Genomic DNA, 14,117 nt, shown 5'->3' on the forward strand with positions numbered 1-14,117 from the left:
GCCGCATCTTAAAAAGTCCTAACGAACATTTTATGAATACATCCATCGGACATTTCGCTCATGCAAATTCAGTCTGTCTATGTTAATGAAACAGCCGCGTGGTCAGTTCCCCGGTGACGCCTCTCCGTCGGTCTCATCCTCAGGCTGAGGAGGCGCATTGCGGAAGGCCGCTACAATCAGCATACAAACAACAGCCATGACGGCCATGCCGATGAACAAAGAGTTCAAGCTTCCTTCCAAAATGCCGCTCAGCAATCCGCCTGCTCCCTCCGGAAGCTCCGCCGTCCCGTGCGGAGAAAGCAGCTTGTTAATATCGTCACTGGTAATGCCGACCGCATCCGGTTCAGCTGCAAGCCGGTTTGCAATCCCGGCATTCACCCATAATCCGAACACCGCAACGCCAACCGTCTGGCCAAAGGTCCGGATAAAGGAATTCAGCGCCGTCGAGGCTCCCCGCACCTGATAACCGACCGATGACTGGGCAATAATCTGAAACAATGTCGAAATATACCCGAAGCCCAGCCCGTAAATGAACGTAAACGTCAGCAGCAGGGCGAGTGCCGTCTCCTTATGCATAAATGCCAGCCCGACGGCCCCGATGATGAGAAAAACGACACCGATCAAAGCGGTTTTGCGGGATCCCGTCTTCACGATCAGGCGTCCCCCGATCACCGATCCGATCAGCCAGCCGATGGACATCGGAGCCAGCGACAGACCTGACAAGGTGGCATTGCCTCCCCTGACGCCTTGAATCCATAGCGGCAAATAAGTGGTTAATCCGATGATCAGTGCGCTTACGAGAATATTCGCCAGCGTGGACACGGAAATATCCCGGATCTTGAATAAATTCAGCGGCAGCATCGGCTCTTTTACGCGGCTCTCTACGATCAAGAAGGCAATGAGAAGCACCACGGAACCTCCGATAAGGCCGAGCATCATCGGGGATGTCCAGGAATAGCCCTCTCCCCCTCCGACAGCCAGCGCGAAGAGAAGCGCCGTCATGCCGACCGCAAACAATGCCGCGCCGGTATAATCAATCGAAACCTGGCGGGCTGTACGATCTTCCCGGAAATAGCGGAGAATCAACCAGATGGAAACAACGCCGAACGGCATATGGAATACAAAAATCCAGTGCCAGGACAGAAAGTCGACAAAGTATCCTCCAATCAATGGACCGATCAGGGAAGAAATGCCCCATACGGAGCTGATCATTCCCTGAACCTTCCCTCTCTCCTCCAGGTTGTAGATGTCCCCGATAATCGTAAAGGTCACGGGGATAACCGCCCCGGCCCCAATCCCCTGGATCGCCCGGAAAATAATGAGCTGCGTCATGCTCTGCGAGAGGCCGCACAGCAGCGACCCCGCCAGGAATATGAGGGAGCCGTACAGAAATACCGGCTTTCGCCCGTACAGATCGCTAACCTTGCCGAAAATCGGCGTCGTGACGGCCATCGTTAGCAAGAACGCCGTAAAGATCCAGCTCATTAGACTAACACTGCCGAAGCTGCTAATAATCGCCGGTCCTGCAGGACCGACAACCGTTCCTTCGATCGCGGCCATAAAGGTCGACAGCAAAATACCGACCAGGATATAGCCCCGCTTATTTTGTTTCAGTGCATTCACGTATCCTTCGTCCCCTTTACTTTGAACAGCTCTTGACCGCCCGCCCCAGGGCGCCCATCCCCCGGCGATTAAGGATATGCGAAAAAGAGCTGACAACAGTATAAAAAGCGCCTCCCAAAAATGCAGGAGCGCTTTTCGCACATGTAATATTTCTATTATAAATGCTGCTTGGGGATATGCACAGACTCTTCTTGGTTTCTGCCCCGAAGATGAATCACGGAATCGGCGTACGGCCGCATGATGTCCGGATCGTGCGTAATCATCAGGATCGCAGCGCCCTCGTCAATGACAAACCGGCAGAGCTGGACGATGCGCTCCATAGCGGCATAGTCCATGCCGGAGGTCGGCTCGTCCAAAATATAAAGCGGCCTGGCAAGGATCATTTGGCTGATCATGCTGAGCAGCCGCTTCTCTCCTTGGCTAAGCAGATAAGAGGACATATGAAGGCGCTTGGCTAAGCCTGCCGTTTCAAGCAGATGGTTCGCTCTGCTCCGCTCGGCGTCTGTCAGCTCCGGGCGCTTGGCTGCAGACAGTCCGCCATGCAGGCTGTAGACCATCTCTTCCCAGACATTCGGAGCCGTAAACATATATTCGGGCTGTTGAAACACATAGCCGATCCGCTCGGCCCGGCAATGCACCGGAATCCCGGTGAGATCTTCCCCCCGCCACAGAATACTCCCTTTCGGCGCAGGCAAAAGGCCCATGATCAAACGGCTCAGCGTCGTCTTGCCCGAGCCGTTCTCTCCCGTCAGCAGCGCCCAGCTGCGAGGCTCCAGAACGGCATCGACAGGGCTGAGCGCCTCCCGCTCGCCGGGATAGCTGTAATGGAGCGAGCGCAGCTCGAGCAGCGGCTCAGGGGGCCTGGCTGCGGGTGCTGCGGCGGGCGGATTTGGCGCGGCCGCGGTGGTGGGCGCAGCCGACGCCGATTGTGACGCGGCGCCTTGCATGCCTGCGGCATCTTCCGCTGGCGCCGTGACAGGCGCGGCGATTGGCGGGGCGGCTCCGCCGCGAGCTACCTGCGGCGCCACGGCGCCCCTCGTGGCCGCGCCGCCAGCTGCCTCCCCTGCGGGACGAGGCAGCAGCCCCAGCTGCGCCAGCTGCTCCCCGCAGCGGCGCAGCAGCTCCTCCGGCGGCCCGTCGAGCACGACGGTGCCGCCGTCCAGGACGATGACGCGCTGCGCGGCGCGCGCGGCATCGTCAAAGCGGCCGGACGCCGTAATGAGCGTCCGGCCCTCGCCCTGCAGCGCTTGGCACAGCTGCAGGAATCTCGCCTGCGCAGCCGTATCCAGGCTCGCGCAGGCGTCGTCGAAGACGTACAGCCGCGGCTGCAGCGCCAGCACCGCGGCAATGGCGGTGCGCTGGCGCTGTCCGCCGGACAGGCTGCGCACCGGATCGGACCGCCGTTCCAGCAGATCGACCGCGGTCAAGGAGGCCGCGATGCGCCGCTCGATCTCTTCCGGCGCAACCCGCAGGTTCTCCGGCCCGAATGCTGCCTCATCCTCGACGATGCCCTGGACAAGCTGCGCATCGGGATCCTGGAACAGCACCCCCATCGCCTCCGTAACATCGGCGAGCGGGGCTGAGGCAGGATCCATCCCGTCCAGCAGCAGAACGCCTTCCCGGGTTCCGCCCCCGCTTCGCGGAAGAAGACCGCTGAGCAGCTGGCACAGCGTGGATTTACCGCTTCCGCTTGCCCCGATCACGGCCGTCCACTCGCCCGGCTGCACCGTGAAGCTAAGCTGATGCAGGACCGGCCGCTCCTCGCCGTCGTACATAAAACCGACGTCCCGGCACTCCACCTTCGTTCCGATCAAGCGAATCATCCCTTCGCGCTGACGGCAAATCTGCGCAGCAGCCCCGTCTTCGCCAAAGCTTCGCCCAGCACTTTCGTCAGCAGGCCGCACAGGAAGATGCCGCTCAGGATCCGCACAACCAGCGCAATCCCCAGAACACCGATCGGCCATGCTGTGTAGCCGAACATATTCGCGGCAAACACGAACCAGAGCGGCACCATCGCGCCGCCGACCAGCATAAGCACACCCGTGCTCCAATTCCGGTAACGCACAGCCGCAAATATAATCTCCGCGATGACCATGTAGCATGCGGCGGCGACAAAGCATGACGCAATGCCGTAAACCGTTCCCGTCATGGCCTGGATCGTCCCTCCGATCGCATAAGTGACAACCGCCGTTCCGGGTTTACGGATGATGTAATAAGCCAACAGGCCGTACACCATGTAGATGCCTGTGGTCGTCGATGTCGCGATCGGTCCGCCAAGGCTGCTCAGCAGCTTGTTGACCGGCCCGATATACACGGTGATGACGGCGTTGACCGCAGCCAGCATCGCCATCAGAATAATTTCCTGGGTCGTGAATGCAAACCATTTTCGATTCGTTGATGAATGATTCAAAATTAATCCTCCTTAGGTACCGTCCAAATCGGCCAGCGCGAGCTGATAGGGTTCACAGGGGTCCCGCAGCCAACCGAATATGCTAGTCCGAAAATTAAGCTGCTAGACTACAGATTTCGGGCCGAGCTGGACGCTTTGCTAAGTCATATTTTGCATATATCCGTGCTTATCGTCAACCACATTTTAATATAATCTGGTTAACAATTTAAACAATCCACCCCAATAATGCCGTTAACAAGACGTAGGCGAATGCAGAAATTACATGCATCGGCGAAATGTTAACCGTCTGGCGAAACGTTCTGTCCGGATATGCTCCAAAGCCCTTGGCCTCCATTGCACCGGCTGTCTGCTGAACCCGCCGCAGCGCATTTAACAGCACGGATGATACGAATGCCAGCACATAGCGGATTCGGCTCATGAGCCCCTTGGGAGGCTGGTGTCCCCTAACCTGCTGAGCTGCCCGAATCTGTGCTCCCTCCTGCTCCAAGAGCGGAATAAACGTGAGCGCGGCGGAAATGCCGAAGGCAAAACGGTACGGAACGCCAAGCCTGCGATTCAGCTCTGCCACCAGCTCCCGCGGGTCGGTCGTAACGATATAAGCCATCGAGGATAAAAACAGCGTAAACATCCGCAGCGTCATCGCTCCCGCGGCATTCAGCCCTTCGGTCGTAATCGTCAAAGGTCCCCATTGCATCCACACGGTTTCCCCCTTCACCGTCAAGCCGGTCAAGATGAAATACGGGATAGCCACGACGGCAATCAGCCGGATGCCCAGAAGCAAGCTTCTCCAGGTTAGTTGCCCGGCGAATCGCGCCGTGCCGATGCATAGAAGCAGAAACACCCCCTGCTGCCAGGCCTGGTCCAGCATCATGGCGATGACCGCGGTACACAGCAGAATGACCAGCTTGCTTAACGGATCGTATCGATGAAGGAGAGAGCTTCCCCTCCTGTACTGAATCAACATGCCTATCCAACCTCTCCCTTGCGATGATTCCAATCCCTTTTCAACATTGAAAAAACTACTGCATCTACATATCCCGTGGAGGTATGCCGGTACTCCCGCAATACGCCTTCCCGCGTATAGCCTAAACGCTCAAAAAACCGTACCGCTCGCGCATTGCCCGGTTGAACAAAGGCTTCGATCCGATTCAGGCCCATCTCTTGAAAAGCAAACCTCATCGCAAGCTCGGCCGCTTCCGTCATAAAGCCTTTTCCCTGACAATCGCTAGCCAGCTCGCAGCCGAATTCCCCCCGGTACGCCCCAGCCAGCTGCCATTGGTTCAGTCCGCAGCTGCCAATGACCCGTCCGGAGCCGGTAAGCTCAATGCCCCACCTGAGCGCATCCTCCTCTTCCGACATGGCGTTTAGCCATGCGATGAGCGCCGCCGCATCCGCAGCCGCGTGCATAGCCGGCAGCTCGGTATACTTCCTCGTATCTGGATCGGACCAGCACCGGAGCATATCCGCAGCGTCATCCTCAGTAAGCCTGCGGAGCCGGACCCGATCGCCCGCGAGCTCCGGAATATGACCTTCACATGCATACACCGCGTCCACCCCTTTACAAAAATGCTGACTTGTATTTAACGTTTTCGGTGATACTAACTGCGTGTATTAAAGATGTATAGCTTTAAGATTCCTTTGGCCCGGGATGTGCAAACATCCGCATGAGGGCTTCGATGCTATCTATATTGATGGATTCGGGAGGCATCCGTCAATATGCGTAGCATCCCCCGTTCATCAGCATAGAACAGAGGAGGGATATTCGATATGTATATTACTTTAGTCGTTCTGATCGTTGTTGCTCTTATCGCCGCAGCCATCACGGAGATCGGATATCTCCAAATCACGCGGATGAAAGTCAAAAATGACCTGAAGCTGTTCACCGTCCTTGAGCAGGCGGGATTGTACACGCGTGAAAAGTATGATTCGCTGAGCAAACAAGAGGTGAACATAACCAGCTTTGACGGGTTGAAGCTGTGCGGCGCATCCATCGAAGCGAATCCCGGCTCTAAGCACTGGATGCTCATCGTTCACGGGTATACCGGTTCCCGGGCGGTATCCACCCAGTTTATCGATATGTTCACGGAGGAAGGCTACAATGTGCTGCTGATTGATCAGCGCCGGCACGGCCTCAGCGAAGGACAATACACGACGTATGGATATTATGAAAAATACGATATCCAGGCATGGATTCGCTGGCTTACCTCACAATACGGGAAGGATATAGCCGTTGGACTGCATGGGCAATCCCTTGGCGGAGGCACCGTACTGGAATATTTATCGATTGCGGATCCGCAAGTGAAGCTTGTCATAGCGGATTGTCCCTATTCCGACCTGACGGACCTCATCCGCCATCAGCTGTCCTCGCTTAATAAAATCCCGGCCAGACCTTTCCTATCCTGGGTCGATGCCCGAATACGGCGGAAAGCCGGCTTTAGCCTAAATCAGGTCAGCCCGATTCGCGCAGTGCGGGAAAGCACGCTGCCCGTCATGTTTATTCATGGGGCGAAGGACAATTACGTGCCAACCCGGATGAGTCTTGAAATGTATGAGGCGAAGCCTGAGCCGAAGAAGCTGCTGCTTGTCGAAGGAGCTATTCATGCCAATGCCTATCATATTGACCCGAAAGGCTACAGAGACGGAGTCCAATCGTTTCTGCGGGAGTATATGGGTCAACCCCAGGCCAGCCCGCAGCCCCGGCTGCATCAAGCAGAAATGAGCGCCGTACCGATGGACCGTTCGCTTGAAAGCGTGTAGACATCTTGAATTACGGAGCATGCAATCAAAAAAGCAGCCCCGCGTCGGCCTAGGCCTGACCATCATCCAGGGCTGCTTTCATGTTTTTTTCGAAAAAGGGGAGCCGTCCGTTAAGCCATGGTGTCCGCTTTCTTCGCGTTGACCGGCTTCAGCACCTCGTTGCAGAGCTCCTTCAGCTTGCTCTGAAGCTCTTTGAATTCTTCGATGCCAGCCCCCGTCAGACTATATGCATCCCCATGAGCCGTCAGGAAATTTTCCTGCGTCAAGCGTTCAAGCTCATTCTTGACCTCCCGGTCACCAACCTTATACCCGTGGCGTTCGAGCTCGGGCTGCATTTCGCTGACGGTAAGGTCCCGTTCGTGAGCGTGATATAGCATGTGAATACCGATAAACAAATTTTGTACGTCTGCACGCATTCTGATCCTCTCCTCCTTGACATTAGGTTGGCACCTATTCTGTCATTCATTACCCCTCGGAAGGTGCGGGGAATCAGCGGATTCTGATCGATACGGCCCGGACCGGATGCCAATGCTTGACGAATATCTTATACTTATACTATCGTGAGTGAACGATAACATGATTAAGGAAGGACGGGGAACACGATGTTTCAAAATACGCCATACGAGGGTACCCGGAGCGAGCAGTACGCCCAGGTCCTTCAACAATTGAAGGCATTGATTCATGACGAGCCCAATGCGATTGCCAATCTCTCAAACGCCTCGGCCTTGCTGAAGCATTTTTTAACAGATACCAATTGGGTCGGCTTCTACCTCTATGACGGCAAGGAGCTGGTGCTCGGTCCCTTCCAGGGTCTGCCGGCCTGCATCCGGATTCCGATGGGCCGCGGCGTATGCGGAACCGCCGCTGCCAAGCAATCCACCGTCCTGGTAGAGGATGTACATGCATTCCCGGGACATATTGCGTGCGATGCCGCATCCAACAGCGAAATTGTCGTTCCGATCGTCGTTGACGGAGCGCTTTACGGTGTTCTGGATATCGACAGTCCGTTGAAGGGAAGATTCGATCAAGAGGATCAGCAGTTCCTGGAGGAATTCGTCCACATATTGGAAGGCTCTCTATCCCTGTAGACCGGATGTTTCCCCGTGTTGTTCCGCACAATAATCAAGGGTTCATACCTACAAACTCTTGAGGAGGAATACGCGCATGTATTCAACGAACAACACGCAAATTTCGCAGCAAATCCGCCAGTGTGAGCAGTTGCTGCAGCAGCTGACGCAGCAAACGCAGCAAGCTTCCGCCATGTACCAGCAGATGATGCAGCAGGAGCAGCAGAACGCCGCCAGACTGGAAGAGCTTGCACAACGCGAGCGTCAAGCAACGCAAATGATCCAGTCCGCGCTGCAAGGGCACCAGACAGCGATTCAGCAGTTCCAGCAAATCTCTCAGCTGGTGAAGCAAGTGGAATATTCGGCGCGGGCTAATCAAGCCCAGCATATCCAGCCTACCTTCGGCCAAGGCTTCCCGAATACACATCAAGGCTTCCAATAAGCCTTTAAGCACGAGACAAATAAGGGGCTCCCTCAAGGTTCTTCTCGACCCGGGAGCCCCTTATTTTAAGTCTAGACTTCGATATAACCTTCTTCCGGTCCACCCCCGCCGCCTTGCTTACGGGCTTACCTCAAATTCAATCTCCGCCTGAATCTTGTACTTTTCGGGTTCTTCGCCCGTCTCTCCTTCGGCCGGGTGAATCACGAAATCAGCCGAGCCATACACGACATAACGTCCCTCGGGAAATCCATCCTTCAAGGAACGTATGAAATTTTGATAATCCTTCGTATCCTGTTCGCTATAACCTCCGCTGCCTGTATAATCCTCCCGCAACGGCTCCCCCTTCTTCAGGGTCGTTGTAATGTACGGCTCGTTCATCATATAGTCAATGCTGTAATTTCGGGTCAGCTCCTTCATCGGAAAATAGAAAGGAGAGGCGGCATGGCCAATGGTAATCTCATCCTGTTCCCCGACATATTCAAGCTCTGCATAAATCTTTAGCTTCTCTCCTTGACCGTAACGCTCGCTTTCGCTGACCAGTCGGTAGACGAAATCCCCTTCCTTCATTTCGGTACGGCTGGGCCGGACTGCTTGATCTGAGGCAGGCTCAGGCTTGGCAGGCGCAGGTTCTCCTTTCTGGGCGCATCCCGTTATAAATAGCATCACAATAGCCGCAGCTATCAGGTATTTTCGCATATTTGATCACCTCAACCTCCAGACGGCCGAAGCGGGAACAATGTTGCATGCTCAATTAAAAAAAACCGTTTTTGGAAATCCCTCCCACATGGAGGAGCTCCAATAACGGCTTCCAAACTTAGCTTCACATGACCATATCGTGAACTCTATGAGGGACTTTCAAGGACTTTCAAGCGGCAACGCGGGCCTGCACCAAAAACCGGACCACGAATGGCCATCATCGGTAAGACGCTGTGCATCATCGATTTAAAGAATCTTTCTCGGCCCATGGGCCGAGGCGTTTACGGCTCGTAGATATGTTTAACGCGCCCGACTTGTCCATCCTGCAGCCGAACCTTGATGCCGTGCGGGTGGCTGGGAGAATTGGTCAATATGTCCTTAACCACGCCGCGTGTAAGCTTCCCTGTTCGCTGATCCTGCTTCAATACGATATCCACCTCAAGTCCCGGCTTGATGTTGGAACGCTGTCCGCCATTCATTTTCTGATCACTCCTGTTCATGTGGTGTATAGCCTCTGATGCAATGAAAGTTATGTACACCATACTGAATACGGCTTTCAATTGCAAATACCCGTCTTATGCCTTCCCTACGCACAGCAGGGCCGCCCCTTCTTGGATACGAACATCCATTCAAGGAACGGCCCTATTGTCAGACACATATGATAAAGATATGACGATTCATATTGGTGTTACAGTACGCTGCCGCCATAGAGGAAGCGGTTCTTCCAGGAACTGCTGAACTCGCCTACCAGGACGCCTCCGGATTTTTTGGAGTACGTATGCAGCAGCTTGTTATCGCCTAAGTAAATCGCTACGTGCGTAATTCGCTGAGTTGCTTTATTTACACCGGCATACGCGGATGCCGAAGAGCCTCTGTAGCTCATAAAGAACACGAGGTCGCCCCGCTTCAATTGGCTGATGTTGTATACATCGGTTCCTTTATCCTTGATCCATTGGCCTTGAGTCCGGGAGTTGCCCGGGAGTGTAATGCCGGCTCCGTCCATATATGCGCGGCGGACGAATGCCGAGCAGTCAAAGGTCTTGGTTGAGCTGCGGTTGGAGCCGAATTCGTATGGTGTACCCAGGTACTTCATGCCTGCGCTGATGACTTTTTCAACACTGGCATTGGCGGACGGCTTGGCAGCGCTTTCCGAACCGCTTCCGGAATTGGAGTTTGAGGAGCCGCTTTTCTGGGTAATGAACTTGGAAGAAGCATACCCTTGTTTGCCGTCCGAATTTTTAATTTTATACCATCCCGAGCTGACACCCAGAATTTGAACGCTGTCGCCTTTATAGACACGGTCAAGCACTTTGCCCGACGTCGAAGGCTGGCTGCGCATATATACATTCGCATTCGCTACGCCGCTAGCTGCAGACTGCACGCTTGCAGCAGCAACCTCATTCACAGACCCATATCCGTAAGAACCAAGAACAGCTGCTGACAGTAGTGCTCCGGCCATCAATCTTTTAACACTTGTTTTCGAGAAAATATGAATCTCCCCCGTCTCGTTTGATTTTAGGAATGACGAAATTGTCATATTTCGTGATCCCGCAATCATTATAGACAGGCTATGTCTCGGGACGCATGCAACTATTTTCATAAAATAGCATGCCAAGTATTGGTAAAGAGGAGGACTTTAGTCGCTTTTTAGACCTGTATTTTGAATAAATAACACATATTTGAAGAAATAAATGCCAAAATAACCCATGCACCGGAAGCGTCCTAAACGTTCTTCGGTATGCTGGGTCTTTATTCTTACGGTAGTATTCGAATGCGGAAGGGATAAAATCAGAGCTTGTCCGATCGTTTTCCTATCAGACAAACTCTAGTTTATCGCACGACTTATATCTTATTCCACTACAATTTTGTAATCTTTAGGGCTTTATGGCCTCTTGGCGTACAGCCGGTATCCAGGATCTTCCGGCACATCGATAAGAATCATGCGCAGATTGTCCTGAGCCTTAAGGGTCAGCCATTCTCCCTCCTCTGATTTCATGACTACAAAGTCCCGATGATGGAAAACCAGCTCGTCCTCTCCTGAATTGAATTTGCCCTTCCCCCGAACCGTCAATGCGGCAGCATACCTTCCGGGCTTCAATTCATACTTGGCTTCATGTCCGGCTAAAATCTGAATATCCAGCATCCTTGCATCCACCGATACGTCGACCGGGGAACCGCTGCCAATTAACGTCGTCACCGAGCCCCCTTGAATTCGATTCACCGGAAACACGTCCTGCCGATACTGCCGGCTGGCCGGATTCTGCTTCAGCGAATCGCGCAGATAAGGCTCAAGCCAAATTTGAAAGCCTTCCGCATCCGGTCCGGTATAATGCTCCTCATGCTTCAGCCCCGAGCCCGCTCTCATCAGCTGCAGGCCTCCGGCTCCCGTTTCGCCGCGCAGGCCTTGCGAATCCTGATGCACCGCAGTGCCCTGTATCATATAAGTTACGATTTCAAATCCTTGATGAGGATGTTCTCCCACAGTGCCTTCGATAGGCGAACGAAACCAAGACCAGTAGAATATCGGCCCGACACGATTCACGGCTGACCCTTCCCCTGAGAGGCCGATCGGCTTCAGCTCGGCAATTCTTCCTCCGTCTAAAGAGCCTTTCCCATAGTTCTCCGGCATATATACTTTGCCTATCATGTTCAGTCTCCCCCTTTAACCTATCCCGCAAATTCCCTATGAACAGGTGACTTGCCCAGATCATCTCGACTTCAAGATAGCATCGCTGATAACAGATTATATATCAACATCCTATTTTTCCCTGTCTCCGTTTTAATGCAGCAGTCGATTTTTTAGTTTTTTTTCAGGTTAGGTTCAGCTCGGCTTCAGTTAGACTACTTATGATAGGCTTTAGCTAACAGATAGGGGAGCGCTGTAAGAGATGGAATCATTCAACGGAATTCGCGTATTGCTCGTCGATGACGAGCCGCATATCCTGCAATTTTTGGAGCTCGGATTACGCAATGAGGGCTTTGATGTAAAGACGGCGTTTGACGGGGAAAGCGCGCTGGCGGCCGTGCACAGCTATCAGCCGCATGTCATTATTCTTGATGTCATGATGCCCGGAACCGACGGTCTAACGGTGTGCCGCAGGTTAAAGGAGGAAGAAGCGGACATTGCGATCATCATGCTGACGGCGAAGGATGAAATCGATGACCGAGTCAAAGGACTCTTGATCGGGGCCGATGATTATATGGCCAAACCGTTCAGCTTCGAGGAGTTGCTTGCCCGCATCCAGGCGCGGCTTCGCAATCAGTTCCCCAGCCTGCTCGGAGAAATTCGGCTGGGGCCGTTTGTCATTGACGATCGCAAGAAGGAAATCGCTTTTCGCGGAGTGGCCCTCGGGCTGTCGCCTACGGAATATAAGCTGCTGAAGCTGCTTGTAACCAAGCACGGCACCGTGCTTAGCAAGACGAATATTTTGAATATCATATGGAACTATGATTTCGGCGGAGAGGATAATATCGTGGAAGTGTACATCCGATCGCTGCGTGAGAAGCTGCGCGGGGCGGGATACCGCGTGGACCTGCCATGAGCCAGCAAACCAAGCGACGGCTGCGGCTCAAAGGGCCTAGATCGCTGCGCATGCAGCTGCTGTCCAGATCCCTCATTGTCCTCGCGGTGCTGCTGATTCTGATCGGCATGCTGCAATATGTCTGGATGAAGAACGCCATGCTGCAGAACCAGGCGGAAGCGCTGGCCCTGCAGCTTCGCTCGATCCCAAGGGAGCTGTGGGATCCGGATCTTGGGAACGCCGCGCGGCAAGCGATATCCGGCCCCGGCGCCGACAATACGGAGGACGAAATGACAGGCGGTTCGAAGGATACGGCGGATCATGCAGGCAAGGGCTGGACATCTCCGCCGCGTTCGGAGAGACCTCTGATGTTTCTGCCGAACATGTCGCTTGCCCGAATAGAAACGAACGGCAGCCATACCGATCTGTCCTCGGATAGCAGCGGACGGTCCGCTCCCAAGCTATCACCAGATACCTATAGTCAAATCCTTCAGGAGTTCAAGGAGCACCGGCCCGTGAAATACAAGGTTGTCGACGATGCCGATGGCAACGAGCAGCTGATCGTATTCCGGCCGCTGGGAACTCCGGGATCCCCCACCGGCCTGCTTCAGCTCGGGATCGATACGGACGCGCTGCATGCCGTGCTGATGCGGCAGCTGGTCATCTTCGCTCTGCTCGCCTTTCTCGCGATGGCGGGGGGCGTGGCGCTGTATCTGCCTCTGCTTCGCCGGACGCTCCTGCCCCTGAACCGGATCGTGGATACGGTCAAGCGCACCGATGCCGGGAATCTGGCGGAACGGTTTCCGGCAGCCCAAGGCCAGCAGGAAATCGACCGTCTGGCCGAGTCGTTCAACGGCATGCTCGAACGGCTGGAGCATGCTTTCGAAGCCGAACGGGAGGCGAAAGAGCACATGCGGCGGTTTGTTGCCGATGCTTCGCATGAGCTGCGAACGCCGCTTACCTCCATTCACGGCTTCCTGGAAGTATTGCTGCGCGGGGCGGCCGATCACCCGGAACAGCTGCATGCGGCGCTCTCCAGCATGCACGGGGAATCCCGGCGAATGAAGAAGCTGGTCGAGGATCTGCTGCTGCTGGCCAAGCTTGACCAGAGGCCGAAGCTTCAGGTTCAACACGCAAGACTGGATCTGCTGCTCCGCGAAATGGAGCCGCATTTGCGAATGCTCGCCCAGAACAGAGCCGTAGCGTTTCAGCCCCTTCCTGTCCAAGGCCGCTGCGACCCCGACAAGCTGAAGCAGGTCATCTACAACCTCTTTCAAAACGCTGTCCAGCACACCGACCCAATCGATGGCGCTATTACCGTAGCCTTGAAGCAGCAAGGAGATCACGCCGTGCTCATCGTAAGCGATAATGGGCCCGGCATTCCGGAAGAGCATCTTCCCCATCTGTTCGAACGTTTTTACCGCATTGACCGATCAAGAGCCCGCATCCAGGGCGGGGCTGGCCTCGGACTGGCCATTGCCCATTCCATCATGACTGCGCACGGCGGGAGCTTGACCGCCGCCAGCACCCTCGGTAAGGGAAGTGCATTTCGCGCGGAATGGCCGGCGGAATAGGGACCGAAGCGAGATAATCTCCATCGT

The 14,117-nt window shown here is 54.7% G+C and carries 15 protein-coding genes; 5 read left to right on the top strand and 10 right to left on the bottom strand.

Features of this window, described 5'->3' with window-relative positions; all coding sequences use genetic code 11:
- Window positions 1-102: 102 nt before the first annotated feature.
- The 5 genes from MKX76_RS19115 to MKX76_RS19135 form a co-directional block, all read right to left on the bottom strand.
- Window positions 103-1,623: an MDR family MFS transporter gene (locus MKX76_RS19115; protein WP_144878043.1), complete on the bottom strand. Its 1,521-nt coding sequence runs from the start codon at window positions 1,621-1,623 to the stop codon at window positions 103-105.
- A 155-nt stretch (window positions 1,624-1,778) separates the two neighbouring features.
- Complete coding sequence (locus MKX76_RS19120) at window positions 1,779-3,446, bottom strand: ABC transporter ATP-binding protein (protein WP_341035062.1); 1,668 nt, start codon at window positions 3,444-3,446, stop codon at window positions 1,779-1,781.
- Entirely contained in the window at window positions 3,443-3,973 is a 531-nt protein-coding gene (locus tag MKX76_RS19125; RefSeq protein WP_050954094.1) for an ECF transporter S component, read from the bottom strand. The genes MKX76_RS19120 and MKX76_RS19125 overlap by 4 nt, the downstream gene beginning before the upstream one ends.
- A gap of 265 nt (window positions 3,974-4,238) precedes the next feature.
- Window positions 4,239-4,997 (bottom strand): energy-coupling factor transporter transmembrane component T family protein, encoded by a 759-nt coding sequence (locus tag MKX76_RS19130; protein WP_007132436.1) that lies wholly within the window; start codon window positions 4,995-4,997, stop codon window positions 4,239-4,241.
- A 2-nt stretch (window positions 4,998-4,999) separates the two neighbouring features.
- A complete protein-coding gene (locus tag MKX76_RS19135; RefSeq protein ID WP_144867620.1) occupies window positions 5,000-5,578 on the bottom strand; it encodes a GNAT family N-acetyltransferase in 579 nt (192 codons plus the stop codon).
- A 222-nt stretch (window positions 5,579-5,800) separates the two neighbouring features.
- Here MKX76_RS19135 and MKX76_RS19140 point away from each other — a divergent pair, with 222 nt between their 5' ends.
- Window positions 5,801-6,790 carry an alpha/beta fold hydrolase gene (locus MKX76_RS19140; protein ID WP_144867622.1) on the top strand — a complete coding sequence of 330 codons (990 nt, stop codon included), beginning with the start codon at window positions 5,801-5,803 and terminating at the stop codon, window positions 6,788-6,790.
- Window positions 6,791-6,900: 110 nt separating this feature from the next.
- Here the strand turns inward: MKX76_RS19140 and MKX76_RS19145 are convergent, their stop codons facing one another.
- Window positions 6,901-7,206, bottom strand: coding sequence for a hypothetical protein (locus MKX76_RS19145; RefSeq protein ID WP_007132439.1), 306 nt, complete (start codon window positions 7,204-7,206; stop codon window positions 6,901-6,903).
- Between the two features lie 186 nt (window positions 7,207-7,392).
- Between MKX76_RS19145 and MKX76_RS19150 the strand changes: the two genes are divergently transcribed.
- The gene (locus MKX76_RS19150; protein WP_007132440.1) at window positions 7,393-7,878 is read left to right on the top strand and encodes a GAF domain-containing protein; all 486 of its coding nucleotides are present in this window, start codon (window positions 7,393-7,395) and stop codon (window positions 7,876-7,878) included.
- Between the two features lie 76 nt (window positions 7,879-7,954).
- Window positions 7,955-8,299: a hypothetical protein gene (locus tag MKX76_RS19155; protein ID WP_007132441.1), complete on the top strand. Its 345-nt coding sequence runs from the start codon at window positions 7,955-7,957 to the stop codon at window positions 8,297-8,299.
- Between the two features lie 117 nt (window positions 8,300-8,416).
- Here the strand turns inward: MKX76_RS19155 and MKX76_RS19160 are convergent, their stop codons facing one another.
- The 4 genes from MKX76_RS19160 to MKX76_RS19175 form a co-directional block, all read right to left on the bottom strand.
- Window positions 8,417-8,995, bottom strand: coding sequence for a hypothetical protein (locus MKX76_RS19160; protein WP_144878040.1), 579 nt, complete (start codon window positions 8,993-8,995; stop codon window positions 8,417-8,419).
- Between the two features lie 281 nt (window positions 8,996-9,276).
- The gene (locus MKX76_RS19165) at window positions 9,277-9,474 is read right to left on the bottom strand and encodes a YwbE family protein (protein WP_007132443.1); all 198 of its coding nucleotides are present in this window, start codon (window positions 9,472-9,474) and stop codon (window positions 9,277-9,279) included.
- Window positions 9,475-9,683: 209 nt separating this feature from the next.
- On the bottom strand, window positions 9,684-10,532 hold the full coding sequence (locus MKX76_RS19170) for a C40 family peptidase (RefSeq protein WP_144878039.1): 849 nt from the start codon (window positions 10,530-10,532) through the stop codon (window positions 9,684-9,686).
- Between the two features lie 345 nt (window positions 10,533-10,877).
- The gene (locus MKX76_RS19175; protein ID WP_007132445.1) at window positions 10,878-11,642 is read right to left on the bottom strand and encodes a pirin family protein; all 765 of its coding nucleotides are present in this window, start codon (window positions 11,640-11,642) and stop codon (window positions 10,878-10,880) included.
- 241 nt (window positions 11,643-11,883) lie between these two features.
- Here MKX76_RS19175 and MKX76_RS19180 point away from each other — a divergent pair, with 241 nt between their 5' ends.
- Together MKX76_RS19180 and MKX76_RS19185 are read left to right on the top strand one after the other, a co-directional pair.
- Window positions 11,884-12,537 (top strand): response regulator transcription factor, encoded by a 654-nt coding sequence (locus MKX76_RS19180; protein WP_341034459.1) that lies wholly within the window; start codon window positions 11,884-11,886, stop codon window positions 12,535-12,537.
- Window positions 12,534-14,090 (top strand): sensor histidine kinase, encoded by a 1,557-nt coding sequence (locus MKX76_RS19185; protein WP_340897458.1) that lies wholly within the window; start codon window positions 12,534-12,536, stop codon window positions 14,088-14,090. Before MKX76_RS19180 ends, MKX76_RS19185 begins: the two co-directional genes overlap by 4 nt.
- Window positions 14,091-14,117: the final 27 nt, after the last annotated feature.

It is taken from the genome of Paenibacillus sp. FSL R5-0810, assembly GCF_038002285.1.
GTDB lineage: Bacteria > Bacillota > Bacilli > Paenibacillales > Paenibacillaceae > Paenibacillus_AQ > Paenibacillus_AQ lactis.